Genomic DNA, 26,994 nt, shown 5'->3' on the forward strand with positions numbered 1-26,994 from the left:
ATCACATAAAAATATGAAAGGTATTGTATTAGCAGGTGGATCAGGCACTCGCCTTTACCCCATCACAAAAGGTATCAGCAAACAGTTGATTCCTATTTTTGACAAACCGATGATTTACTATCCGGTTTCAGTCTTGATGCTTGCCGGTATCAAGGAAATCCTGATTATCTCCACCCCATTCGACTTACCTGGGTTCCGCAGATTATTAGGTGACGGCAGCGAACTTGGCGTTCATTTCGAATATGCAGAACAACCTTCACCTGATGGATTGGCTCAAGCTTTCATCATTGGTGAGAAATTTATTGGAAATGATAATGTCTGCCTGGTTTTAGGAGACAACATTTTCTATGGTGCCGGATTTACAGGTCTTCTCAAAGATAGTGTCAAGGCTGCCGAAAATGGTCAGGCCAGCGTTTTTGGCTACTACGTGAACGACCCAGAAAGATATGGAGTTGCCGAATTTGATAAAGATGGTAACTGTCTCAGCATTGAAGAAAAACCTGCTGAGCCTAAGAGCAACTATGCGGTAGTGGGTCTGTATTTCTATCCTAACAGCGTGGTAGAAATCGCCAAGAACATCAAGCCAAGTGCCCGTGGAGAACTTGAAATAACCACAGTGAACCAAGAATATCTCAAGCAAAAGGTACTGAAGGTAAGAACTTTACAGCGTGGATTTGCATGGCTTGATACCGGAACGCATGATAGCCTTTCAGAAGCCAGCACATTTATTGAGGTCATCGAAAAGCGACAGGGGTTGAAAGTTGCATGCCTGGAAGAAATCGCATTCAAACAGGGATGGATTAACGCAGAACAACTCAAGGAATTAGCCAAGCCAATGCTCAAAAATGGTTATGGACAATATTTGATGGAATTGGCCACTACTAAATAGGCAAATTGTATAAGAAGAGATAATACATATTATATAATAATAAACGACATTTGAATAATGGAAGAAAACAAGAACTTAGAAATGGAGAGTATCCAGGAGAACGAGGAGAAGTCAAGTTTTGACTTTGCCACTATCTACACCGCTCTCATACTCAACTGGAAGTGGTTTGTACTCTCCCTTATCATCTGTATGGGTGCAGCCCACATATATTTGCGCTATGCCACGCCAATATACCAATCTGCAGCCAAACTCTTGATCAAGGATGACGAAGGCTCACGCAGCAGCTTCAAAGGTGGTAATTCTATCATGAGTGCCACAAATTTGGGTATCATATCAAACTCCAATGGTATTGATAACGAGATGGAAATCTTGAAGTCAAGAACCCTGGCACAACAGACTGTCTATGACTTGAAACTTTATGTGAATTACAGACATGAAGGCAAGTTGAAAGACCATATACTTTATGGTGATCAGGAAGTCAACATTGATATGGACTTGGAGCATTTGAAAAAGTTGAATGCACCAATGAACTTAAAGATTACAAGAGAAGGAAGAAACTATCATGTAACGGGTTCATACAATGTTCCTATTGATAATAACTCATTCAACCCAGAAGCAGTCAATATCGACAAGACTTTCTCTGCACTTCCTGCTACTATCGGTACAAGAGTGGGTGTTGTAAGATTCACACAAAACGGCAACTATATGTTGCGAGATGGCGAATCACTCAAAGCTACCATGATTGCTCCAGAGATTGCTGCAGGCAAATATGTAGGAAACCTAAACGTAACAGAGAGCTCAAAGACTACTACAATTGTCGATTTGGTGCTGAACGATGAAATTCCACAAAGAGCTATTGATTATCTGAAGCAGTTGGCTATCGTATATAACAGACAAGCTAACGAAGATAAGAACGAAATTGCAGTACGTACAGAGCAGTTTATCAATCAGCGATTGGAGAAAATCAACGCAGAATTGGGTAGTACAGAAGGTCAGTTGGAAAATTACAAGAAACGTAACAACATGGTTGAGTTGAAGATGAATGCTACTCAAGCTGTTGCAAACGCAGACCAATATGCCCAAAAGTTAAGCGAAGCTAATACACAGGTGGCTCTGTTGGACGAATTGACTAGATACATGAATGAGCCAAGCAACCGTCACCAGCCTATTCCATCAAATGTAGGTTTGTCTGATGCAAGTGCTACTTCCCTCATCAACGAGTATAACAAAATTGCCTTGCAGCGCAATCAGTTACTCCACAGTGCAAGTGAGAATTCTCCTACGGTAACACCACTGACAGCTCAGTTGGATGATCTGAATTCATCTATCAAACGTGCAATGACACAAGCCCGTGCAGGTTTGAGAATTCAACGTAATAGTATTGCAGCTCAAGCAGGCAAGTATGAAGGACAAATCAACAACACTCCAGAACAAGAGCGTATGTTGACCCAGATTGGTCGCCAGCAGGAAGTAAAATCAGGTTTGTATCTGATGTTGCTCCAGAAGCGTGAGGAAAACTCTATTTCATTGGCAGCTACTGCAGATAAGGGTAAGCTGATTGATACCCCTGTGTTTGCAGGTAAGGTAACACCTAAGAATTATATGATTATGCTGATTGCATTGATTCTTGGTTTGGCTATCCCAGCAGGTATCCTCTTCCTCTTGGAATTCTTCCGCTACAAGATTGAAGGACACAACGATGTTGCAAAATTGACAGACTTGCCTATCATCGCTGATGTTGCCATCGCAAGTGAACGAGCTAAGACCAAAGCTGATATCGTAGTACATGAGAATAAGAACAACTTGATGGAGGAAATCTTCCGTAGTTTACGTACTAACCTGCAGTTCTTACTCAAGCAACATGACAAGGTGATTATGTTTACTTCTACCACATCAGCTGAAGGTAAAACATTCATTGCTTCGAATGTGGCTATCAGTTTCGCTCTCCTTGGCAAGAAGGTGGTATTGGTTGGTCTGGATATCCGTAAGCCTCGTCTGGCAGAATTATTCGGGATTGACGATCATCACCATGGCATTACTAATTTGCTCGTAAAAGACGAAGTAAACTGGAGCGACGTAAAAGAACAGATTGTCCCTTCTGGTATTAATGACAAATTGGATATCCTCATGGCAGGTCCTGTTCCTCCTAACCCTGGTGAATTGGTAACAAGAGAAAGCCTCGAACAAACTATGGAGCAGTTGAAAGAGCACTATGATTATATCTTAATCGATACAGCTCCTGTAGGTCTTGTAACTGATACATTGGCATTGGGCCGCATCTCAAATGCTACAGTTTATGTTTGTCGTGCAGACTTCACCCAGAAGGCAAGTTTTGGTCTCATCAACAGCTTGAGCATGGAGAAGAAATTGCCAAATATGAGCATTGTACTCAATGGCGTTGACTTATCTAAGAAGAAGTATGGCTACTTTTACGGATATGGGAAGTACGGGAAGTACGGAAAATATGGTAAATACGGCAGCAATGGCAAATATGGCTACAAGAGCTACGGCTATGGAAGCTACGGTTCATATGGTATCTATGGTAATTACAGCAAGAGTCATTATAGCGATATCAATGACGACAGCGTAAAGAAATAAATGTAAAGAATGGCAACTATCGCAGTTGATTTCGATGGCACAATTGTAACTCATGAATACCCAAAGATTGGTACCGAGATACCATTTGCCATCGAAACCTTAAAAATGTTGATTAGAGACCATCACCGCTTAATCCTGTGGAGTGTTCGAGAAGGACATCTCCTGCAGGAAGCAGTTGACTGGTGTAAAGAGAGAGGAGTAGAATTCTGGGCTGTAAACAAGGACTATCCTGAAGAAAGTTTAGAAAACAACAATCACTTCACAAGAAAACTGAAAGCTGACTATTTCATTGATGATAGAAATATAGGTGGACTTCCCGACTGGGGGCAAATTTACCAGATAATAAGCCAGGGAAAGAGCTATAGAACCATCATTAAGGAAAGCATGGGAGCGTACCAAGAGCCTCCTAAGAAAAAGCATTGGTGGAATCGAGGATAAATAATATCACAAGATATATAAAACAAAAAGAGCGTGACTTCGAAATGAAGCCACGCTCTTTTTGTTTTATATGAATTTCTCTTTTACTTAGAAGAAGAGATATCTGTTATCAACGACATTTGCATTGAGATAAAGCTCGTTCATGAAGTTACCAGCATACTGCATAGACTTCTGACGGCATTTCTGCTCCTGAGCCTTTTCATTAAACTTAACAGGTCTGTTAGACTTATTAGTAACCAAGAAGAGATATACACCCGCATTACCCTTAACAGGATGAGCAGAGAATGCCCCCTTCTTAGTAGCAGAAACTGCACCAGAAAGAGCAGGTTCGCTTGCACCAGCAGAAGCTACGAATACAGGAGCTGCGAAAGTAATCTGATTAACTTCAGAAACCTTAGCACCCTTAGACTTAGCTGCAGCGATATTCTTAACACCATTCAATTTAGCCTCAATCATTTCAGCCTTCTTGTCTTTGATAACCTCAGCCTTAACCATCTCCTTTACCTGAGGATCATCCAAGCCACGGAAACCAATACGATTAATCTTATCAAGTACTACAACCAAAAGGTGATCGTTGTTACCACACTCATACATAGGAGACACAGAACCTTCTTTAGCCTCAAAGATCCACTTGAGAGCCTCACGAGTAGAATGGATGTTTGCTACATAGTGAGTAGCTGTTGTAATATCCTTCAAATCCTGAACCTTATAACCGCTCTTTGCTGCATTCTTCACAATCTCATCAGCAGTCTGGTTGGCGCTGACAAAACTTGAGAACTTGTTGTAAGCAGTACGATAAGTATCCTGAGAGAAATCAACATTCTTCTTGATGACAGCAGCTGTATATTTCTCGATCATTGCCTTACGGTCGCAAACCTGAAGGATTACATAACCCTGTCCCAACTGCAACTGAGAAGTAGCATTAACAGCCTGAGTATTCAAAGCGTTGATGAATGCCTTATTATCCTTATCCATAGACTGAGCAAACTCATACTGACGAGTTGTCATCCATGCCTTCTCACCAGTCTGACCATACTTCTTAGCGATAGCCTCGAAATCAGCACCACCAGAAATAGCACCCTGGATAGAATCAGCCTTTGTCTTAGCTTCTGCAACAGAAGCTGCGGCAACCTGAATAACACGATACTGAATAGAATCAGGCAACTGCTGCTTGTTAACCAACTTGACAATATTCAAAGTATTATCAGCTTTATTTGCCTTCACTGCAGTAGTAGCACCAACAGCCATAGAATCAAGAGTAGCTGCGATATCTGATGGGAAAGCATCCTTGCCAACAGGAATACCCAAGTAAGCAACTGTAGATGCAGACTTGCGAACAACCTCTGTAGGATCTGCTGCAGCAGCTAACTGAGTCTGGTAACCAGCAAATTCCTTGTTAAGAGCAGCGCGGTCTGCCTGAGAAGCCTCTACCTGAATATCAACGAACTTGATATCACGGCTCTCAACAGGCTGCTTGAAACGAGCCTTCATCTCATCATACATAGCCTTCAAATCACTTTCAACAACCTTCACCTTGTCATCCTGGATATCAGAATAAGGGAAAGCAGCCAACTGAATCTTGCTCTCCTCGTTTTCCTCCTTGAAAGCCATCTTAGCCTCTACAGGATTTGAAAGGAAACAGTGTGCGAGCAAAGACTGATACTTTTGAGCCAAAGTCTGCTGACGAAGAGTCTTCTCGATAAATGACCAATAGTTGTAAATTTTAGTGTATTGATCCATCATCTGAGCATTTGCAGATGGATTAGCCTTCTGAGTCTTATAATCAGCCAAGAACTTCTGCAAAGCAGAAACATCAAAGCGACCTGTCTGCTGATTAACAAAAGGAGTTTGAGCCAACATTGGGTTGGTACCGGTCTTCAAGATATCCTGAAGTTCTGCATCAGTAACAGTGAGACCCAACTTCTCTGCCTCATGAGCAACAATCTTGTTTTGGATGTATGAATTCCAAACCATATCCTTGACTTGGTTCATCTGCTCCTCAGGGAGATTGTCCTGTCCCTGTTGCATTTTAATTACTTCGGTGTACTCATCTACGAGTTTCTGGAACTCCTGTACACTGATTTTCTCGCCAAATACCTCACCGATCTGCTGGCGTTCGTTGTTCTTTGCAGAATCACAAGAACGGAAAGCTTCTTCAGCAATGAAGGCGAAGAGGCCAAAACTGATAATGCAAACCAGAATGACGCCTCTTTTTCTAATTGTTCCTAATGCTGCCATTACGTTTTAATTTTATTTTTATTTTTTGTTTATTTTCTCTAGTTATATAGGCTTTTCTTTCCATAACCCTGCTCCGAATCAATGAAAGCAAGGTAAGACTTTAGCCAATTGTTTGCAAAAATACAAAGAAAATCGGAAATAAGGGAATTTTTTTATGCCTTTTTTGGACATACATGCCAAAAAGTCCCAAAAATAGCAAGAAAAAAGCACTTATCGCAAACGACAAGTGCTTTTTGCTATATTATTTTTAGGAGTTTACTTCAACAAATGCAAGTGAACTAATTCTATTTTTCGAGAGGTTGACTTGATAATTTTAAATTCAAACTTACCAATGCTTATTACTTCATTCAACTTTGGAAAACTCTGATATTCATGAAGTATCAAGCCTCCAACAGTCATATATTCATCACTTTCAGGCAAGTCTAAATCAAACATTTCGTTTACCTTGTCTATTTCCAAACGAGCAGACAAAAGATAGTCACCCTCAGGAGTTTGTTTGGCGACATATTTCGCTGAATCATGCTCATCCTCAATATCACCAAAGATTTCCTCTACAATATCCTCCAAACTGACCAGTCCACTGGTGCCTCCGAATTCGTCAACGACTACGCCCAACGTCTTCTTCTGCTGTAGGAAAATCTGCATCAACTTTTGCGCCTGCATCGTCTCTGGCACAAAAGGCATCGTACGAATATGATCTTGCCATTTCTTCGGATTGCGGAACAACTCAGAACTATGAATATATCCTTCTACATGATCTATATCATCCTTATATACCACAATCTTAGAATTGCCACTTTCCACGAATTTCTGACGCAGGTCCTCAAGTGTTGCATCCAGACCAACCGCCTGAATTTCAGTACGAGGAACCATACAATCCCTTACTTTGGTATCCGAGAAATCCAATGCGTTCTGGAATATCTTGACCTCATCGTTAATATCAGAATCCTTCTCTGCATTATCTATACTGGATTGGACAAGATAATCCAAATCCACTTTAGAAAATCCTTCATCCCCAGTCTCATCGTCCATTTTAACACCAAGAATCTTCAACAACATCTTACTTAAAAAAGTACTGAACTTACTGATAGGCCAAAGGACGACATAACATAAGTAAGCTAAAGGACTGAAAAGAGACAACAATCTATTAGGATTGGACTTGAAAAGAGTCTTAGGCAAAAACTCACCTGTGAAAAGCACGATTAATGTAGATAAAATCGTATCAGCAGAAACCTTCAGACCATCATCCAGCCCAATGAAAATAGTGTTATCAAAGAGACGGGCTATCAGAATACCATATACAACCAAGGCAATATTATTACCCACAAGCATGGTACTGACAAAACCATTAGGATGAGAGTAAAACAAAGAAATAATACGTTGTGTAAATCCGTTTTTTTCCTTATCCATCTCAGCCAACATACGGTTGGATGAAACAAAGGCAATTTCCATACCACTGAAAAAGGCGGAAAAGACCATTGTCACCAAGATTCCAATTATGAGACTAATCCCTACTTCTTCCATTTTCTTTTTTTCAATATTAGTGCATAAGCGGAATCGAATTTGTCGCACTTCGCGGTGTAGCTTGCGGACGTAAATTCTGCTTTACTGAATCTGGCTGAGAAGAGATAGTATCACTCTGTGTACCAGCCACATCACCCTTTTCAAAGCTACCTTTAGAATTACTAACAAAATAACGAGTCATCTTCTCGTCACTCCAGAAATATGACCCTTGCAGGGTACGTTCAGGAGTAACTAATTTACTGAAGACATTGCTCGAAAGCTCATGCTTATTTTGATCCCAAGTGAGTTGTTCACTTGTAAATTTCAATCCATCTTTAGTCAAGATACGAACTCTTCCATAAAGTTTCCATATCTTCTGCTGGTCATAATAATAAGCCGTATCACTCTGAATATAACTATTCACATGAAACTTCTCATCAAATTGTTCCAGCAAAATACCCTTTTCAAAAATCCATTGAGAAGGATTCTTACTGGTATTCACTTCCCATCGTTCCGTAACAATACGATATTTCATCACACCCGAATCACTGATGAGCGTATTAACACCATACGAAGTCATCATGGCAACAGAGTCACGCGCCAAGATTGCAGGTGCAGTATGTTCCACTTGTTCCTGGCAAGCCACCAAACAAAAGAACATCAATAATCCTAAAAAAGTGCTTTTAATCTTATACATTATTATATATTACTTCATTCTCCACTTTCTAAACCACTCTTCATTGAAAGTAAAGCCAATATTCAAGCGGAAAGTATTTTCCTTAATTAAATCCTTTGCAGAACTCTTCACCCACTGTCCACTGATATTGAGGAAAGAACGGTGGTTGTAATTGTTCATAATTGGAATACCGAAACCTGCACTAACAGAGATTTCCTTAGGTCCATCAATACCATTTACCTTATAATACGAAGTTGCATAACTTACACCGGCACGATATCTCAAACGCTTGAAGAAACTACGGTTATATTCGCCATAGCAATACTGCATACCCAAATTGAACTTACTGCGGTCTGCGTAAGCACCATCCACATCAAGGACATGATTCTTGTCATTGACATTTACATATCTTCGAGGATATTCCAAACTACCCCACTTTTGCAAGGTATAATCAAATCCTATTTTCCACTGATCATTATGATTCCACATCAAACCTACACCATACATATGAGGCAGCTCAAATGCTTTATCAATAGAGAAAAAGGTTGTATCCGATGCACTTGTCTGAGAATTATTAGAAATAATATTCATGTCGGCAGTTGCACCAAGATTATGACCTGGTGAATAGGTTGCACCGATTGTTGCCCAATCCTTCTTGGAGAGCTTGGCTGTATATTGGATACCAAAATCTAACTTATAGCTGTTGACCTGAGTAGAATAAGTACGAATCAACGTATTATAATTGGAGTTACTATAAGCATTAGAAACATACTTATTATAATCACCCCAAATATATGCCACATTAGCACCTACAGCCAATCCCTTAACCGGAGCCCAACCGACACCGAGATAAACCTGATGAAGTCCACCTTCACCATTATAAGTATTGGTATAAGTAGCATCATTAAACTGTGAGCCTACTTTTTCTGTAGAAGTATAGTTATAACCTACATTAGTAAATGGCAGCACACCAAAGCTAACACCTAAATGCTTGGCAGCTCTAAAACCAGCAACCACATATTCAAAGTTAGCATTATTAGCATTCTTCTTGACTCCATTCTCTTCGAAATTGGTAATCTGACCTGAGATACCTGCATCAAGAATAAAAGATAAGGAATCTATAGCTGAATATGAAGCAGGGTTCAAATAGTTGATTTGGTTATGCTCATGAAAACCGAGACCAACGCCATTCATACCACGATTGAAACCAGAAGTCTGGTCTGACAACACGCCAAGACCATACTGGCTGTATGGAGAATTAGTACCACTTTGGGCATTAACCGAAATAACTGTACCCAACAAAAGGGTAGCTAAAATAAGCTTTCTCATTGATAATTATCATTCAAATTTATATTCAGAGTGCAAAAGTATTAAAAAAAATTAGAAAAAAAGAAGGATAATTGAAAATAATAAGGTATTTTTGCATCGTGAAACGATTTAAGTATATTTTTAGAGCTTTTTTAGCCGTTTTGTTAATCAATTTAACGACTTTGGCTAACGCACAGGATTTTCAGGGTAACAGACCTCAAGAAAATTCTGAGAGAAACTATATGTCATCCCCAGAGTCACAAGCATGGCTCGACTCTGTAGATATATCTCTCCTGACTTGCGGACCAGGACAAGAAGTATGGTCATACTATGGACACACCGCCCTTCGCATTGAAGACCATGTCCACGGTACAGACCTTGCAGTCAACTGGGGAATGTTCTCCTTCAAGCAGGCCTTTTTCATTCTTAGGTTTGTGTTCGGCATGACCGACTATCAGATAGGTATATTCCCTATGGAGCATTTCATAGCAGAATATTCAAGCGAAGGAAGATGGGTAAGACAACAAAGACTGGCACTCACCAGAGAGGAGAAGATAAAGATTCTCTCTGCTATTGACGAGAATAACAAAGAAGAGAATCGCACTTACCGCTACAATTTCTTCTTTGACAACTGTACTACCAGAGCCCGTGATATGATTATCAGAAATCTCGGACAACATATCACAGATTTCAAGGACGTTGATGCCCAATCAACCTATCGTAAAGAAATCCATCGTCTGAACGAAAATCATAAATGGGCCAGATTCGGAAATGATTTACTTTTAGGATTCATGGCAGACCGCCCTATCAGTAAACAAGAATGGGAGTTCCTGCCAGAAAACCTCAGTAAGGACTTTGCTACAGAAGCGAGAAAGGACACAACCGTTCAAAAAACGATGGCGGAAGTATATCCAACTAAAAAAAGATATATCAAATTAGTAGATAGTACATTCTACCTGATACCGGTACAAGCAGACCATGCAACAGAAAGCGAAAGCATCACTCCATTCAGAGTTGCGCTCGCTCTGGGCGCAGTCATATTCTTATTATCCATCATAGAAGTCTTCAAGCGAAAGAACTTCTGGTGGTTAGATATGACTCTTCTGATACTTACAGGTATTCCAGGATTTATACTTCTGGCGATGATATTCTCAGAGCACCCTACCGTTCAGATCAATTTCCAGATTTTGATATTGAATCCACTCAATCTCATCTTTGCATGGAAAACCTGCAGAAATCTGTATATAGGTAAAATATATTGGTACTATAATATATGGGGAATACTTCTTTTCGTGTCCCTCTTTATGCAAATCTGGCAGCACTATGCAGAAGGTATGGAAATCTTGGCATTATCTTTGCTAATGCGATATGTCATAAGATCTATAGTATATGATCTCCGTAAACAGAAAAAACAATTAAACAAATAAAATAAATTAGGATTTATGATTGTCAACAGATATATTACCGCCCTCCTGGTTGTCTTAGCGGCAACGGGCATGGAAGCGCAGACTTATCAGCAGGCACTGAAGTTTGCGCTGACAGATATATCCTATGACGAATTTATCCAGCAACCTGAGGCGAAGGCATTAGAGGAAGACATTCTCGATGTCATCAAGGCTATTAAAGAAGCCTCTGATGAAAACCATTCAAGACCTCAGTTTCACTCTGTATCTGCTTCATTAACAGCAGATACTTCTGACATTCTGACAGACATTCATTCTAATATTTATTTCCACCCTATTCTGGAGCATAAATATAAGGCTCCTTATGGTAGTATTGTTATTCGAGGACCTGATTGTTTTTAATCCCATTGCAAGTCATATAAGGACAGAATCTCACAAATATCACTTGCAAACGAGCATTAATTAACAAAACATTGCTGATTTACAGATATTTTTTGTAAATTTGCAGACAATAAATATAATGTGGAGAAAGAAATAGAGAAAAAGAGAGCGACAAGTACTTGTCGAATGACTCATAACTCCTTTATTTTCAATCACTCCCGATAAATTTCGAATAACAAAAAAAATAAATATAACAATGAACTTTAACAAAATTCTTCAGTCATTGTTTGGCAACAAATCAACTCGCGACATGAAGTTGATTCAGCCAATCGTAGAGAAAATCAAGGCAGAATATCCTAATATCAAGGCCTTGAGCAATGACGAGCTTCGTGCTAAGACAAAAGAAATCCAGAAGTATGTACAGGAGTATGCCAACGAGGAGAAAGCTAAGATAGCAGAACTCAAGGCTAAGATAGAAGAAACTCCTATTGACGAGCGTGAAGGTATCTTCAACCAGATTGATAAGTTGGAGAAGGAGGCACTCGACAAATATGAGATTGCCCTCAATGAAGTGCTCCCTACTGCATTCAGTATTGTAAAGGATACAGCTCGCCGTTTTGCAGAAAACGAGGAGACCATCGTTACAGCTACTGATTTTGACCGTGAGTTGGCAGCAGACCCTAAGAATGACTTCATCACCATTGATGGTGATAAGGCTATCTATCACAACCATTGGACAGCAGGTGGTAACGACCTGAAATGGGAAATGGTTCACTACGATGTTCAGCTCTTCGGTGGTGTCGTTTTGCATCAAGGTAAGATTGCCGAGATGGCTACCGGTGAGGGTAAGACACTCGTTGGTACCTGTCCTGTATTCCTGAATGCCTTAACTGGCAATGGTGTACATGTCGTTACTGTCAATGATTACTTGGCAAAGCGTGACTCTGAGTGGATGGGACCTCTCTATATGTTCAATGGTCTTTCTGTAGATTGCATCGACAAGCATCGCCCTAATTCTGACGAGCGTCGCAAAGCATATTTGGCAGATATCACCTTTGGTACAAACAATGAGTTTGGTTTCGACTATTTGCGCGACAATATGGCAACAAGTCCTGCAGACTTGGTACAGCGCCAGCACAACTATGCAATCGTCGATGAGGTTGACTCCGTTTTGATTGACGATGCCCGTACTCCACTTATTATTTCCGGTCCAATCCCAAAGGGTGACGATCAGATGTTTGAGGAATACCAGCCATTGGTAGAGCGTCTCTATGAAGTACAGCGTAAACAGGCAACAGAATTGCTCGCAGAAGCTAAGCAGAAGATTAGCGAAGGAAGCAAGACCAAGAATCAGGAAATACTTGAGGCTGGTTTCTTGGCTCTTTACCGTTCATTCAAGGCATTGCCTAAGAATAAGCCATTGATCAAGTACCTTTCTGAGGAAGGTATCAAGGCTGGTTTGTTGAAGACCGAGGAATACTACATGGCTAACAACAACCGTGAGATGCCTAAGGCTATAGAACCTTTGTATTTCGTGGTAGATGAGAAATTGAATTCAGCCGACCTTACCGACAAGGGTACAGACTGGTTGGCAAAACAGGTAAACGATAAGGAACTTTTCGTATTGCCTGATATCACTACAGAGATGAGTGAGTTGGAAGCTCGCACAGACATCTCTGACCAGGAGCGTCTCGACAAGAAAGACGAGATGTTGGCACACTATGGTGTACAGAGTGAACGAGTTCACACACTTCAGCAGTTGCTGAAAGCTTATACCATGTTTAATAAGGACGACGAATATGTTGTCATGGATGGCGAAGTGAAGATTGTCGATGAGCAGACTGGTCGTATCATGGAAGGTCGTCGCTGGAGCGATGGCTTGCATCAGGCTATCGAAGCTAAGGAGCATGTAAAGGTTGAGGCTGCTACTCAGACATTCGCAACTATCACACTCCAGAACTATTTCCGTATGTACCACAAACTCTCTGGTATGACCGGTACTGCAAGCACAGAAGCTGGTGAGTTCTGGGATATTTACAAACTCGACGTAGTTGAGATTCCTACCAACCGTCCTATTGCACGTCACGACTTGGACGACCGCGTCTATAAGACAGCCCGTGAAAAGTATCGTGCCGTCATTGATGAGATTGAAGAAATGCGCAATGCTGGTCGCCCTGTTTTGGTGGGTACAACATCTGTAGAAATCTCAGAGTTGTTGAGCAAGATGTTGAAGATGCGTAACATTCCTCATAACGTGCTGAACGCTAAGTTGCACCAGCAGGAGGCTCAGATTGTTGCCGAGGCTGGTCGCTCAACAAATGGCAAGGGTGCCGTAACCATCGCTACCAACATGGCAGGTCGTGGTACCGATATCAAGCTGACTCCAGAAGTAAAGGCTGCAGGTGGTCTTGCTATCATCGGTACAGAACGCCATGAGAGCCGTCGTGTTGACCGTCAGCTCCGTGGTCGTGCAGGTCGTCAGGGTGACCCAGGTTCATCTGTATTCTATGTATCATTGGAAGATAAGCTGATGCGTCTGTTCGCTTCTGAACGTATTGCAAAGGTAATGGACCGTCTTGGTTTCGAGGATGGCGAGCGTATCGAGAGTCCTATGATCAGCAAGAGCATCGAGCGTGCCCAGCGCAAGGTTGAGGAAAACAACTTCGGTATCCGTAAGCACCTCCTGGAGTATGATGACGTGATGAACCGCCAGCGTACCGTTATCTATGAAAAGCGTCGTCACGCCTTGATGGGTGAGCGTATCGGCATGGATATCACCAACATTATTTGGGACCGCTGCTTGAATATCATCAATAACAATGATTTCGATGGTGCAAAGGAAGAGTTCCTCAAGGTTCTTGCTATGGAAATTCCTTTTACCGTGGAAGAATACGAATCTGGCAGACGTGAAGATTTGGCAGAGCGTGCCTTCCAGGAGGCAATGGCAGCTTTCAAGCGCAAGACAGACCGCATTCAGGCTACTGCATTCCCTATCATCAAGCAAGTATTTGAGGACCAGGGAGCTATGTATGAGCGCATCATGGTGCCATTGACAGATGGTAAGCGTATGTACCAGATACCATGCAACCTCAAGGAAGCTTACGAGTCTGAGGCTAAGAGTGTTGTGAAGGAATTCGAGAAGAGCGTGCTGCTCCATATCATTGATGATGACTGGAAAGAGAATCTCCGCAAACTGGACGAACTCCGTCACTCAGTACAGAACGCCAGCTACGAGCAGAAAGATCCATTGTTGATCTACAAACTGGAGAGTGCCAAGATTTGGGATGCAATGATCAACGAGATGTACGATCGTATTTCAAGCATCCTGATGCGTGGTCAGATTCCTGTAATGGAACAACAGCCTGTACAAGAGGCTGCTCCAGAACAGCCTACACAGCAGAACTATGTAGAGTCTAAGGTTGACATTGACGAAGAGCGTGAACGTGCAGAGCGTGCTGCTCAACAGGCTGCAGCCAACCAAGACACTCGTGAAGGCGCAAGCCAGGCAAACCACACTCCTTACCGTGCAGAGCGCATGCCTCGTCCAAACGATCCATGTCCATGCGGCAGCGGCAAGAAGTTCAAGAACTGCCACGGCAGAAACTTGTAATCACAAGAAATGGTGATGCTCTTATATATATAATAAGGTATAAGAGGTACACATCATCAGAAATAATGATAAGAATACCAAGAATTGATGATACTCTCATCATTTCTTGGTATTTTTTTTTATTTAATGACATGATTACAACTGAGTTGAAATAATTATTAGTAATTTTGCAAACGAAAAGAGAAAAAAGAAATAACGAAGATAAGAACGGCTTTTCATCAAAGAGAAGACACGATCTTAGAAAATAAAAAGAATATACGATGAAATTATCAGAACTCAAAACAGGAGAAAGTGGCGTCATCGTCAAAGTATCCGGTCACGGTGGCTTCCGTAAGCGAGTCATCGAGATGGGTTTTATCAAAGGGAAAAAAGTGGATGTACTCCTCAATGCTCCACTGCAAGATCCTGTGAAATACAAAATCATGGGCTATGAGGTATCACTCAGACATAGTGAGGCTGACCACATAGAAGTAGTTTCTATTGACGAGGCAAAAAACAATAAAGAACTGAATCATGCAGATGCAGAAGATAGACAGCAAGTAATTGACTCACAAACTATCAATACAAACGATAGCGAAAATGCGCTGGGCGACAAGATGCTCGTAGCTGAAAGAAAAAGTTCTGCTGAAAACGAAGCTTTGGCAGAACAGGAAGCCGAGCGTTTGCATCATGTCATCAATGTGGCCTTAGTGGGAAATCCAAACTGTGGTAAAACCTCCCTCTTCAACTTCGCTTCAGGTGCTCACGAACGTGTGGGCAACTATAGTGGTGTAACCGTAGATGCCAAGGTAGGTGAAGCCGATTTTAACGGTTATCACTTTAATCTTGTTGATTTACCAGGCACCTACTCTCTTTCTGCTTATTCACCAGAAGAACTTTATGTGCGCAAGCAGCTCATCGAGCACACGCCAGATATCGTCATCAATGTAATCGACACCAGTAATCTGGAACGCAACCTCTATCTCACCACCCAGTTGATAGACATGCACATCCGCATGGTCTGCGCCCTCAACATGTTTGATGAAACCGAGAAGCGTGGCGATAACATCGACTACGACAAACTGGGTGAACTCTTCGGTATTTCAATGATACCTACCGTCTTCACCAATGGTCGAGGCGTGGATAAACTCTTCGAGACCATCATCGAACTTTACGAAGGAAAAGAAGACACTAACGCTCACTACCGCCACATCCACATCAACCACGGACATGAGATAGAACATGGTATCGAACATATCCAGAAGTATCTGAAGGTAGATGATTCCATCCGCCAGCGCTACTCCACACGATATCTTTCTATCAAATTATTGGAGAACGACAAACACGCCGAGGAATACGTAAGTCATCTGAAATCGGCCAAGGAAATCTTCGCAGCCCGCGATGAGGCAGCCAAGCGTGTGAAGGAAGAGACATTGGAAGATAGTGAAACAGCCATCATGGATGCCAAATATGGTTTTATTCATGGAGCATTGCAGGAAGCAGGCTATGAACCTGGCAAAGCAAAGGATACCTATCAGGTAACCCATCTCATCGACAGAATCCTGACCAATAAATATGTAGGCTTCCCTATCTTCATCCTGCTGCTGTTCATCATGTTCTCAGCCACCTTCGTACTGGGCGAGATTCCTAAGGGATGGATTGAGGACGGCGTAGCATGGCTGGGCGAATTCATCAGTACCACAATGCCGGACGGACCGGTGAAGGACATGCTGGTAGATGGTGTGATTGGTGGTGTAGGTGCGGTCATCGTGTTCCTGCCACAGATTCTGATTTTGTATTTCTTCATCTCATACATGGAGGATTCGGGATATATGGCTCGTGCCGCCTTCATCATGGATAAACTGATGCACAAGATGGGCCTGCATGGCAAATCATTCATTCCGCTGATTATGGGATTCGGATGTAACGTACCTGCCGTGATGGCAACGAGAACCATCGAGAGTCACCGTTCCCGTCTGATAACGATGCTGATTTTGCCATTGATGAGTTGTTCGGCTCGTCTGCCAATCTACATCATGGTTATCGGAACATTCTTTGCCATCCAATACCGTTCGCTCATCATGGTATCGCTCTATCTCATCGGCATCTTCCTTGCCGTGATATTGAGCCGCATCTTTGCCAGTTTCGTGGTGAAGGGCGAAGATACTCCATTCGTAATGGAGCTGCCTCCTTACCGCTTCCCTACCTGGAAGGCAATAGGCCGACATACCTGGGAGAAGGGTAAGCAGTACCTGAAGAAGATGGGTGGTATCATCCTTGTGGCAAGTATCATCGTATGGGCGTTAGGCTACTTCCCTCACAATGAGGAGCTTGATACCCAGGCACAACAGGAGCAGAGCTATATCGGCAGAATCGGTAAGACCATCGAGCCAATCTTTACCCCACAGGGTTTCGACTGGAAGTTAGATGTGGGTCTGGTTTCCGGTGTAGGTGCCAAGGAGATTGTAGCCTCAACGATGGGTGTGCTCTACAGCAACAACGACAGTTTCTCTGACGACCAGGATTACAACGATGAAGACGGAAAATACGAGGTTTTGAAGAAGCAGATGACTTCTGACCTGAAGAAGACCTACGGTTACAGCGATGCCGAGGCTGCATCCAAGGCTACGCTTACCGCCTATTGCTTCCTCCTCTTCGTATTACTCTACTTCCCTTGCATCGCCACTATCGCCGCCATCAAGGGCGAGACGGGCAGTTGGAAATGGGCAGGCTTTGCCGCTGGCTACACCACGCTATTGGCATGGGTAGTATCAGCCTTAGTCTTCCAGATAGGAAATTTATTTATATAAAATAAAAACATAAACCCCTGCCCCAAAAACTGCGTGCCGACGTATGAAATTATGCGTGGGCACGCAGGAATTTTTGCATGGGCACGCAAAAATAAAAGCCCTTAGACCTCGCTTTTGAAGTTTAAGGGCTTTTTTCATCTGTATCACCACAAAATTACAAATAATTTATTACATTTTTCTCTGAATATCTACACATACTTATGTAACAAGAAGCGCAGCTGTTTTTGCAACCTTTTCTAAATAGTTCATTTTAATTGTCATCATGTCAATAAGAGTATTTTTTGATGGTACAAAATTAAATGGATATTCTCTTTCCAACCTTTGCGGCAAAAAAAGCAATCATCAAACCTAAACAGGCGGCAATACTGATGGCGATACGAAGTCCGGTAGCCTCTGCAAGCCATCCGATAACCGGTGGTCCTACCAGGAAACCGAAGAAGCTGATGCTCGAAACTATGGTGATGGCAATGCTGGCCTTGATAGTTCCCAACTTTCCCGCAATACTGTAGCAAATAGGCACCGATGAAGAGATGCCGAAACCTACCAGCAGGAAACCCAAGGTGGCAGGAATGAGATAAGGCAAAGCAGCAGCCAGCCACAAACCGCCCAATATCAAACCACCACAAACCTTCAATACCCTGGCTGGTCCATATTTCGTAACAAAACCATCAGCAAGAAATCTACCCAGAGTCATCGCTCCCATACCAGCCACATAACCTGCACGGATAAAAGCCTCATCGGGTTTCACCACTGATGAGAAATATACACTACTCCAATCATAAACAGTACCTTCACAGAACATGCCGGCAAATCCCATTAATCCTAAGAGGAACAGAATCGGGTCGATAGTCTTGAACGAGAACTTCGGAACATCTTCCTCTTCTGCCTTTGCTGTTGCATCATCTATCAGATATCTGAATCCGATAGTTATAATGAGAAGACTCATCACCAAAACCGTTCCAAAATGCACCTCTATCGGAAGTAGGGTATTCGCAAAGACTGCACCTATGATACCGCCCGAAAATCCACCCAAACTCCACAAGCCATGAAACGACGACATAATGTTGCGACCATACATCTTCTCTACCAGACATGCCTGCGTATTGGTGGCGATGTTCATCAGATTCGCCATCATTCCGAAAGCAATAAGACTCAAAATCAGATGAAAAACCGTAGTACTGCTACCGATGCAGAAAAGAACCAGGGCATAGAGTACCTCAGAGAGAACCAGCATCTTCTTGCTTCCGAATTTACTGACCAAAACACCCGAAAAAGCCATCATCAGGAGTTGACCGATAGGAATGGCAAAGAGCACCGTTCCCAACTGGCCGTTGCTCAGATGCAACATCTGTTTTACATCCGGAATGCGGCTTGCCCAACTGGCAAACACCACTCCCGGTACAAAATAATAAGCCGCAACTGCCACTCGCTTGCGGGCTAAATCTCCCAAGTGATTCAACCTTACAGTCATCCCTATTAATACCTTTATTTATATATACCTATTTTATTTGCGGCTGCAAAATTACAAAAAAAAGCAGAATTATACCTATTTTTGAACAAAAAATATAGCTTTATTCAAGAAAATAGCCGTAACTTTGCACTTAGAAAAAGATTCAAAACAAACTAACAATGAAGAAACAAACAATGATTACCCTGGCAGTCGCCCTTACATTGACAATGCCAACATTGCCATCCTTCGCCCAGAAGGCGATGAGCAAGAAAGAAATCGCCGAAAAAGAAAAGGCTTTCAAGAACCTCCAGCATCCATGGAAAGGAAAGAAAGTTGCTTACTTTGGCGATTCTATCACCGATCCGAACATCAAGGCATCGAAGGTAAAATACTGGGGATTTCTGCAGGATTGGCTCGGCATCACCCCTTATGTTTATGGTGTGAGCGGCAGACAATGGAATGATATTCCCCGCCAGGCGGACAAACTCAAGAAAGAACATGGTGATAATTTCGATGCAATCATCATTTTTATGGGTACCAACGATTACAATAATGGTGTGCCTATCGGAGACTGGTACACTGAGACATTCGACAGCGTGAGAGTTGCCCGCCACAAACCAAGTGAAATGGTACAGCGTCGTCACCGCCACTTTGCCATGGACAAGAATACGCTCAAAGGGCGTATCAACATTGCCATGTCAAAACTGAAGCAGATGTACCCTACCAAACAGATTGTCGTGATGACTCCTGTACACCGTGCGCTCTTTGCCAGCAGCGACAAGAATATCCAGCCTGATGAAATGTACGAAAATGCACGTGGTCTCTTCTTCGATGAATATGTGAAGGCGATTAAGGAAGTAGGCAATGTCTGGGCAGTACCAGTCATCGATCTCAACTCCCTTTCTGGTCTCTTCCCTATTTACGACGCTGGTGCCCAGATGTTCAACAAAATGGATACAGATCGTCTTCATCCTAATGATGCCGGTCATGCTCGTATGGCAAAGACCATCATGCAACAGCTCTCTGCATTGCCTTGCGACTTCTAAAAGGCTCTATCTTTATGCCTTCACTTGGCAATAAAATAAAAAAAAACCTCAAGTCCGCGACCTATGGGGTAACGGATTTGAGGATAAAATCATTGAAAATTTGAAAAGCGAAACGATAAAAGCCCTTCACCCTTCACCCGTCAAGCATAAGTACCTGATATATAGATAGTTATAGACACAATAACATAAAAGCACCCTTCACCACCCTTCACCTCCCTTCATCTGAAGGGTAAAATCACATTCCTGTTTTAGAAAAAAATCCGTTATAAAGATTTTTCCAAATACCTATCACCTGTATTTTTATATAAAACCACTACTAACATTTTCTATAAAAAGGAAATAAGAGAACAGAACATCAAGCAGATATTCATGTCTCACCAAGTTTGTAAAGTGCTTAAGGAAGGGCACTTTTGTGCTGAGGTAAGGGCACTTTTATGCTCAGGTAAGAGCACTTTTGTGCCCCCAAGAAACGCAAAGGTGCGCAAATAAGACACTACCCATAAAGCCGAAACACAGATTTCTATCTTTCGGAGATACGAGTCGCAAACAAGTCTTCAGTACTTAGGGAATAAGCAATTTTCGTCGCTTTTCAAGCAAAATTCCATTAAATCCTACAGGTTGCAAATGAATGGAAAATCACTTTTTCTCTCTTACTTTATTGCCTCCGCCTCGCAAAACAACAAGGCGGAGGCAACTCGGAAAATTTAGGAGAAATCTGCATATAGAATTACATCAAGTCACACTTCTCCTCGGTGTTCTTCTTGACCTTCTCGCCATCTTTCAGGATGCGAGCCTTATAGCCAAACTTCTCAAAACCTTTCTGGAGTTTCTCGGGGGTTGTCTTGTCGGCATTATACCGTACTGTGACTGTCTGGTTTGGCACAGAGGTCTCTATGCTCTTGATACCCTTCTCGAAGCGAAGGTTGCTCTTGATCTTGTTCTCACAAGCCTCACAGTGCATCTGTGGAGTTGTGGTGAACACTACGGTCTTGATGTCCTTGGCAAAGGTTACCATTGCCACCATCATCATTGTGAACATTACTAAAATCTTCTTCATAACTTTTCTATTTGCTTAAATAATTCAACATTAAATATTTCCACTTAAAAGTGTACTCTCACTCCTGCGTAGAACATCCTGCCCTCTACAGGTCCCCAAATCAAGGTTGGCTCGAAATCGCTTCCCCATGGGTTGCTGGCACCATAGATAGGAGCCTTCTGCTTAAAACCAGTCAGGTTCTCGCCTCCCACATAGATGCTCCAATGACGGAACCATCTCGTAATCTGCGCACTCACTTGCTCGAAGCTATGGAAACGAGGAGACCATGACTGGCTTCCATCTGCCAACTGGTAAGGCTCTGGATTCCTGCCTCCACCATTCAACTGCACGGTGGCATCAAATTGCCAAAGTCCAAGTGGGGTCTTATAGGAAGCCGTGAAAAGCGCCTTATATTTACTGGTCAATGGCTTCTCTTTCAAGGTTTTACCATAATCGTATGTACACTTCACATCGTTCAGACGATAAGCCGCTGTTATCTCTAAGCCTTTCAGCAATGGATAAGAGGCATCTATCTGGAAGGTGTGCGAATAAGACTTACCTATCAAATTATAGATGGAGATAAACCCCTTGTTGGCATCATAATCCACTACCGCTTGATTCCTGAAGTCGGTATAGTAATACTCGGCGTTCAGTTTCAACGTCTTACCAAACATAGGGATATAGAAAGCCGTGCTCAGTCCATAGTTCCAAGCCTCCTCTTGCTGGAGGTCTTCGCCGATATTGAGGTTTCTGCCACTCGCCAAAAGGTAATTGTACTCAGCCAAACCAAATACCGTGCGATAGCCCTTGCCTGCCGACAAGCGAATGCTGATGGCATCGATAGGCGAATACTTCACGTGGAAACGAGGGGTGAAGAAGTTGCCATAAAGCGAACTATGGTCGAAACGGACACCTGCCATCGCCGTCAACTTCGTGCCTAACGTATAGGTGTATTGGGCGTATGCTCCAGGAGTCGTCTCCTTCTCGTTCATTCTCTGCATCTCCGACAAAAGGTAAGGAGAGTCTTCTAACCCTACTGTCGGTCTTGGAGAAACATTCACATTGGAACGCTGTCCCAGGTAATCATGGTTGACGCTCAAACCTACCGACAAATTGTGCTGATGAGTAAAATTGGTCTCAAAAATCAGTGAGCCATAGAGATTCTTCTCATTGAGGTCGTAGAACCTGTTGCCATACTGGGCATCGAGCTGGTGCATCGAAGCTGAGGACATGAAGGCAATATTGGTGCCATGCTCATGATTGAGGATGAAGGCATGTTTCATATAACCCTCATAACGGTTGGTATGGAGCTTGATTCGATAAATATCATCACTATGAACATGTTCCTCATCCTGCCCACTGGTACGAATCTCCTTCAAAGCCCCAAGTCCACCATGGAAGATGTAGTGCTTGCCTTTATACAGCCAACGATTCTGTACATTATACTGTTCTCTGCCTGGCATATCATAGAAACCATCGCCATTGTCATCATGGTTTTTGAGGATATTCTCATGATGCAACAATATCTCCGTTGCCCACTTATCCGATAGATGAACGTTAGCATCGGCGTTTGCTTCGATTCGGCTCTTGGTATCACCAAAGAGGTTTACCTCCACCTGTTGCTCATCCTCTGGCTTCAAGTAATCCACATTGATTTGACCTGTAATCGACTCATAGCCATTCTTCACCGAAGCACTACCCTTGGATACCTGAATGCCTTTCATCCAAGGTCCCGGCACATAGCCCAGGGCGTATGGGATGGCTGCACCACGGAAATTCGGCAGATTCTCGGTGAGCATCTGTACGTAAGTGCCCGAAAGACCGAGGAGCTTGATTTGTCTTGCGCCCGTCGTGGCATCATTATAAGCCACATCCACCGATGGGTTGGTCGTGAAACTCTCGCCTAAGTTGCAACAAGCCGCCTTGAAGAGTTCATCCTTATTCACAGCAATGCCATTCACGGCACCAGCCAATCGAGAAGTGCCCGACTTACGAGCCACCACCTTCACATCCTGCAAGGTCTCTTCCTTGAAGATGGAATCCTGAGAGGAGGAATCTACAGAGTCATTTCTTACAGAATTATGATATGATAACAGGGACGCAACCTCTGTCTTATTATTTTTTGCATAAGTCTCAGCACCAATAACCAGCAAGGCACTGAGCAATAGATATTTTGAATACATAAATATATTTACTTTTATCCGAATCAAAATCTTAATTTCGGATGTTTTTTTCCTTTTTATATATGTATGCAAACCTAAGATTTTACTGATAGGGATAGGCATACGACAATCTTGGTTGCAAAAGTACAATAAATCTTTTGCAACCTATTTGCAAATAGGGAAAAAATCAAATAATCAGAGTGTTAAGGAGGACAAGATAAGCCCTTGGAGGCGAATGTGGAACGTTCTGATTCCAATATCTTGCCTTCTGAATGCTACAGATAACAGGACGAGGCAATGTCTTCCAAAGAGCTGGCACGATGCCAGCAAACACTGGTGCTGTATCGAAATCCATATGTTGGACAGAGACCGTAGGCGATAGCTTCACCTGCCTTACGTTCATGCAATGCTTTTTCACCTGTGCGCCCAGCTTACCTTGGCAACAGTCATGCCCCACGCAACAGTCAGCCATCATACCCACCATCACCTTGTCAGAACGAAGGCAGTGCATGACTGTAGTGCCCACGCTCAGGTAAACCACCATGAACGAGAGCATCAAAGCTATCAATATGTTGAGCGAACGTTTCATACCTATTTTTTTTGCACTCCTTCCTTTTATCTGGTTGCAAAATTAAGTATTTTCCTCAGAATAAGAACCTAATAGCCACATAAATTAATGACCTTTAACGGCTCTTGTTTAAAAAATTCAAAAAACACCGCCTCAAATAGCTCCCCTTTTCTTTAGTTCTACTTTTTCTCTAACCGTTTTTTTCATCCACTTTGTGAGTGCCACTTGACTAAAACAAGTAAGTTAAATATGGAAAGAAATAATAAAAAAAACAGGGAGATCGCAAAGATAATCGTATTTTTGCAATCTCCTGATACGATTACCAGCAATATGGTATCCCTCGTTTCTCGCACTCTTTACGCAGAGCAGCGAGGAAGTAACTGCGCTCGCTGCCCCAACCACGAACCTTGCGCTCGTGATCTACAGTCTGCTTTAGTTGTTCATCGCTATATGCGGCAAAGCGGACTGCATACTCTGAAATTCTTAACTCGGCATTAGCTGCCATCACATTCTCATTGTTCTTTAAATCTGAATTTGGATTCATAAAGATAATTATTTTAAGTTGTTAAACACTTACACATTCTTTTACCACCGTGGTTATCTCTATGCGAAACTCGGTTGGTGTGCCACAACTGGGCAACTCTTAATGCTTATTTCGATTGCAAAAGTACATCTTTATTCTGAAACCACCAAATTTTTCTCAAGTTTTTTTCTAATGTCTTCCTCCTTCTTCAAAGAAGAAGATTTTTCGAGGTTTACCAGATAGCAAGGAAATCCACCACTTAATCGGGAGAGATAAACTGGAATGGTTAAACTTTCCTATATTTACATTATAATAGTATTATTATAACAATATTATAATTATCTTTGTACCATGATTATCAGAAAGATATAAGACTATTCAAAGACAATAAAGAAGATTATATACAATGATAGAGAATCCGTTTATTCTGCGAGGATACATATCCGACGCTTACTTCTGTGATAGAGAAAAGGAAACCATCGACTTGATAAGAGAAATCAAGAATGGCAATAATATCACCCTGATTGCGCCTAGAAGAATCGGCAAGACAGGGTTGGTTCAACACGTCTATGCCCAAGAAGAAATCAAGGATAAATACTATACATTCCTGGTTGATATTTATGCCACGAAGACCCTAACCGACTTCATTCAGGAACTAGGCAGAAGTATTCTGCAAAGTCTGAAACCCAAAGGCACCAAAGTAGTGGAACATTTTCTGAACTGTCTCCACTCACTCCGTTCATCCATCAGCTTCGATATGAATGGCGTGCCTTCGTGGGGAGTGGATTTGGGAGAAATCACCAGTCCAACCACAACGCTCGATGAAATTTTCCATTATCTAGAGAGTGCTGATAAGCCTTGCATTGTGGCTATTGATGAATTCCAAACCATCAGGAGCTATAGAGAAGCGAATGTAGAAGCGATACTACGCACCTACATCCAGCACTGTCACAATGCCAGTTTCATCTTTGCCGGATCTCAACGCAACATGATGTCGGAGATGTTTTTGAGTCATGCCCGTCCTTTCTATCAGAGCACCTCCATTAAAACTCTGAAAGCTATTGATAGAGAGGTATATGCCGACTTCGCTACTCGCCTTTTTGAGGAAAGACAGAAGCGTATCATACGAGAAAACATTTATCAGATATACGACCGTTTTGACGGCATCACCTGGTATCTTCAGAGAATGCTCAATAAGATTTTCTCACTTACGGAAATAGCTGATGGCAAGATGACGGAAAAGGCTGATGGCAAGATAATGGAACTGGCGCTCAACTCGATTATAGATGAGAGTGCTTTTGCATACGAAGCCCTTCTCTTTCAATTGCCAGCTAAGCAAAAGGAACTTCTCTTTGCCATCTGCAACGCTGGCAAGGCTCAAAATATCATGTCGTCGGCATTCATCAAGAAACACAATCTTCCTTCCGCCAGTTTTGTACAAGGTGGCATCAAAGGATTATTGGAGAAAGATTTTGTTACAGAAACAGATGGAACCTACGAATTGTACGATAAGTTCTTTGGTGAATGGCTGAAAAAGGAATTATAAGAATATAAACAAAAAAAATATGATACAACAAGTTGAATTTTCATTGCGTCCTTTTCCTCGTGGCTTTCATCTCATCACGAGCGAAGTACTCCGTCAATTACCAGCATTGCCAAAGACAGGAATACTAAATCTTTTCGTCAGACACACAAGTTGTGGATTGTCACTTAACGAGAATTTCGATCCAGATGTGCGATACGACCTGAAGGGAATCTTTGAGAGATTAGTGCCAGATGGAGATCCGAGATACCTGCACCAAGATGAAGGTCCAACGGACATGTCAGCCCACGCCAAATCAAGTATGGTAGGAGTTTCACTGACGATTCCTATCACAAACGGCAGACTGAACCTCGGAACCTGGCAGGGGATATACCTATGCGAGTTTAGAGAAGGCGGCGGCAGCAGACATCTCATCGCCACAATCATGGGGGAATAAAAAAGACAAATGATAAACCATTTTATAGAAAGTAGAAACAAGAAACCCAGTAAATCAATGATTTACTGGGTTTATCTTGGGTGGAAGGTGGGACTCGAACCCACGACATTCAGAACCACAATCTGACGCTCTAACCAACTGAACTACGTCCACCATGTTAGCTTGCTTAATTGTTATTTCTTTTAAGCGAGTGCAAAGGTACTACTATTTTTTGATTCCACCAAATTTTTAGCGAACTTTTTTCGAAAAAACTTCATTTTTTCTCAAATTAAGCAGTTTTTTAGCCTATTTTGTCGAATTTCGCTCTATTTTCACCTTCTTTTCCTCTTTTCTATTTTTTGCTTTACTAATTCTTAGTCATCCATTCCCTTTTACTTTTTTCTCATTTCTCACTTCT

At 42.2% G+C, this 26,994-nt stretch carries 19 protein-coding genes, 1 tRNA gene and 1 riboswitch; of the genes, 10 read left to right on the top strand and 10 right to left on the bottom strand.

Annotation, left to right across the window (positions count from 1 at the left end; all coding sequences use genetic code 11):
• The first annotated feature begins 13 nt into the window (after window positions 1-13).
• From rfbA to DW917_RS02520, 3 genes are read left to right on the top strand one after another with little or no spacing between them, the layout of a single operon-like run.
• Window positions 14-889, top strand: coding sequence for a glucose-1-phosphate thymidylyltransferase RfbA (gene rfbA, locus DW917_RS02510; RefSeq protein WP_118116176.1), 876 nt, complete (start codon window positions 14-16; stop codon window positions 887-889).
• A gap of 57 nt (window positions 890-946) precedes the next feature.
• Complete coding sequence (locus DW917_RS02515; protein ID WP_118116178.1) at window positions 947-3,487, top strand: polysaccharide biosynthesis tyrosine autokinase; 2,541 nt, start codon at window positions 947-949, stop codon at window positions 3,485-3,487.
• Window positions 3,488-3,496: 9 nt separating this feature from the next.
• A complete protein-coding gene (locus tag DW917_RS02520; RefSeq protein ID WP_118116180.1) occupies window positions 3,497-3,925 on the top strand; it encodes a BT0820 family HAD-type phosphatase in 429 nt (142 codons plus the stop codon).
• 87 nt (window positions 3,926-4,012) lie between these two features.
• Here the strand turns inward: DW917_RS02520 and DW917_RS02525 are convergent, their stop codons facing one another.
• The 4 genes from DW917_RS02525 to DW917_RS02540 all read right to left on the bottom strand — a co-directional run bounded on the left by DW917_RS02525 (window position 4,013) and on the right by DW917_RS02540 (window position 9,671).
• A complete protein-coding gene (locus DW917_RS02525) occupies window positions 4,013-6,163 on the bottom strand; it encodes a peptidylprolyl isomerase (protein WP_118116182.1) in 2,151 nt (716 codons plus the stop codon).
• 255 nt (window positions 6,164-6,418) lie between these two features.
• Window positions 6,419-7,687 (bottom strand): hemolysin family protein, encoded by a 1,269-nt coding sequence (locus DW917_RS02530; protein ID WP_118116184.1) that lies wholly within the window; start codon window positions 7,685-7,687, stop codon window positions 6,419-6,421.
• 16 nt (window positions 7,688-7,703) lie between these two features.
• Window positions 7,704-8,363, bottom strand: coding sequence for an LPS export ABC transporter periplasmic protein LptC (lptC, locus tag DW917_RS02535; protein WP_118116186.1), 660 nt, complete (start codon window positions 8,361-8,363; stop codon window positions 7,704-7,706).
• A gap of 9 nt (window positions 8,364-8,372) precedes the next feature.
• Window positions 8,373-9,671 (bottom strand): hypothetical protein, encoded by a 1,299-nt coding sequence (locus tag DW917_RS02540; protein ID WP_118116189.1) that lies wholly within the window; start codon window positions 9,669-9,671, stop codon window positions 8,373-8,375.
• A gap of 140 nt (window positions 9,672-9,811) precedes the next feature.
• Between DW917_RS02540 and DW917_RS02545 the strand changes: the two genes are divergently transcribed.
• The 4 genes from DW917_RS02545 (at window position 9,812) to feoB (ending at window position 17,833) form a co-directional block, all read left to right on the top strand.
• Window positions 9,812-11,077, top strand: coding sequence for a DUF4105 domain-containing protein (locus DW917_RS02545; RefSeq protein WP_233524607.1), 1,266 nt, complete (start codon window positions 9,812-9,814; stop codon window positions 11,075-11,077).
• Window positions 11,078-11,092: 15 nt separating this feature from the next.
• A complete protein-coding gene (locus tag DW917_RS17670) occupies window positions 11,093-11,455 on the top strand; it encodes a hypothetical protein (RefSeq protein ID WP_233524608.1) in 363 nt (120 codons plus the stop codon).
• 235 nt (window positions 11,456-11,690) lie between these two features.
• Complete coding sequence (gene secA / locus DW917_RS02555) at window positions 11,691-15,044, top strand: preprotein translocase subunit SecA (protein ID WP_118116193.1); 3,354 nt, start codon at window positions 11,691-11,693, stop codon at window positions 15,042-15,044.
• A 260-nt stretch (window positions 15,045-15,304) separates the two neighbouring features.
• Window positions 15,305-17,833 (top strand): ferrous iron transport protein B, encoded by a 2,529-nt coding sequence (gene feoB, locus DW917_RS02560; RefSeq protein ID WP_118116195.1) that lies wholly within the window; start codon window positions 15,305-15,307, stop codon window positions 17,831-17,833.
• Window positions 17,834-18,128: 295 nt separating this feature from the next.
• Here feoB and DW917_RS02565 read toward each other — a convergent pair whose 3' ends face one another.
• Window positions 18,129-19,304, bottom strand: coding sequence for an MFS transporter (locus DW917_RS02565; RefSeq protein WP_118116197.1), 1,176 nt, complete (start codon window positions 19,302-19,304; stop codon window positions 18,129-18,131).
• Window positions 19,305-19,462: 158 nt separating this feature from the next.
• Between DW917_RS02565 and DW917_RS02570 the strand changes: the two genes are divergently transcribed.
• Entirely contained in the window at window positions 19,463-20,329 is an 867-nt protein-coding gene (locus tag DW917_RS02570; RefSeq protein WP_233524609.1) for an SGNH/GDSL hydrolase family protein, read from the top strand.
• A 727-nt stretch (window positions 20,330-21,056) separates the two neighbouring features.
• Here the strand turns inward: DW917_RS02570 and DW917_RS02575 are convergent.
• From DW917_RS02575 to DW917_RS02590, 4 genes are all read right to left on the bottom strand, one after another.
• Window positions 21,057-21,386, bottom strand: coding sequence for a heavy-metal-associated domain-containing protein (locus DW917_RS02575; protein WP_118116199.1), 330 nt, complete (start codon window positions 21,384-21,386; stop codon window positions 21,057-21,059).
• A gap of 44 nt (window positions 21,387-21,430) precedes the next feature.
• A complete protein-coding gene (locus DW917_RS02580) occupies window positions 21,431-23,548 on the bottom strand; it encodes a TonB-dependent siderophore receptor (protein ID WP_158570058.1) in 2,118 nt (705 codons plus the stop codon).
• Between the two features lie 166 nt (window positions 23,549-23,714).
• Window positions 23,715-24,116, bottom strand: coding sequence for a hypothetical protein (locus DW917_RS02585; RefSeq protein WP_147344102.1), 402 nt, complete (start codon window positions 24,114-24,116; stop codon window positions 23,715-23,717).
• Window positions 24,117-24,414: 298 nt separating this feature from the next.
• A complete protein-coding gene (locus tag DW917_RS02590) occupies window positions 24,415-24,639 on the bottom strand; it encodes a hypothetical protein (protein WP_118116203.1) in 225 nt (74 codons plus the stop codon).
• A riboswitch (SAM-I-IV-variant riboswitch) is annotated at window positions 24,639-24,750 on the bottom strand. Its footprint overlaps the gene before it by 1 nt.
• A gap of 274 nt (window positions 24,751-25,024) precedes the next feature.
• On the opposite strand from DW917_RS02590, the gene DW917_RS02595 reads away from it, so the two are divergent.
• Window positions 25,025-26,164 (top strand): ATP-binding protein, encoded by a 1,140-nt coding sequence (locus tag DW917_RS02595; RefSeq protein WP_118116205.1) that lies wholly within the window; start codon window positions 25,025-25,027, stop codon window positions 26,162-26,164.
• A 19-nt stretch (window positions 26,165-26,183) separates the two neighbouring features.
• Window positions 26,184-26,597, top strand: a complete 414-nt coding sequence (locus tag DW917_RS02600) for a secondary thiamine-phosphate synthase enzyme YjbQ (RefSeq protein ID WP_022109980.1) — start codon at window positions 26,184-26,186, stop codon at window positions 26,595-26,597.
• A 78-nt stretch (window positions 26,598-26,675) separates the two neighbouring features.
• Here the strand turns inward: DW917_RS02600 and DW917_RS02605 are convergent.
• Window positions 26,676-26,751, bottom strand: a tRNA-His gene (locus DW917_RS02605).
• Between the last annotated feature and the right edge of the window lie 243 nt (window positions 26,752-26,994).

Origin of the sequence: Prevotella sp. AM42-24, from assembly GCF_003461825.1 — a bacterium.
GTDB classification, from domain to species: Bacteria; Bacteroidota; Bacteroidia; order Bacteroidales; family Bacteroidaceae; genus Prevotella; species Prevotella hominis.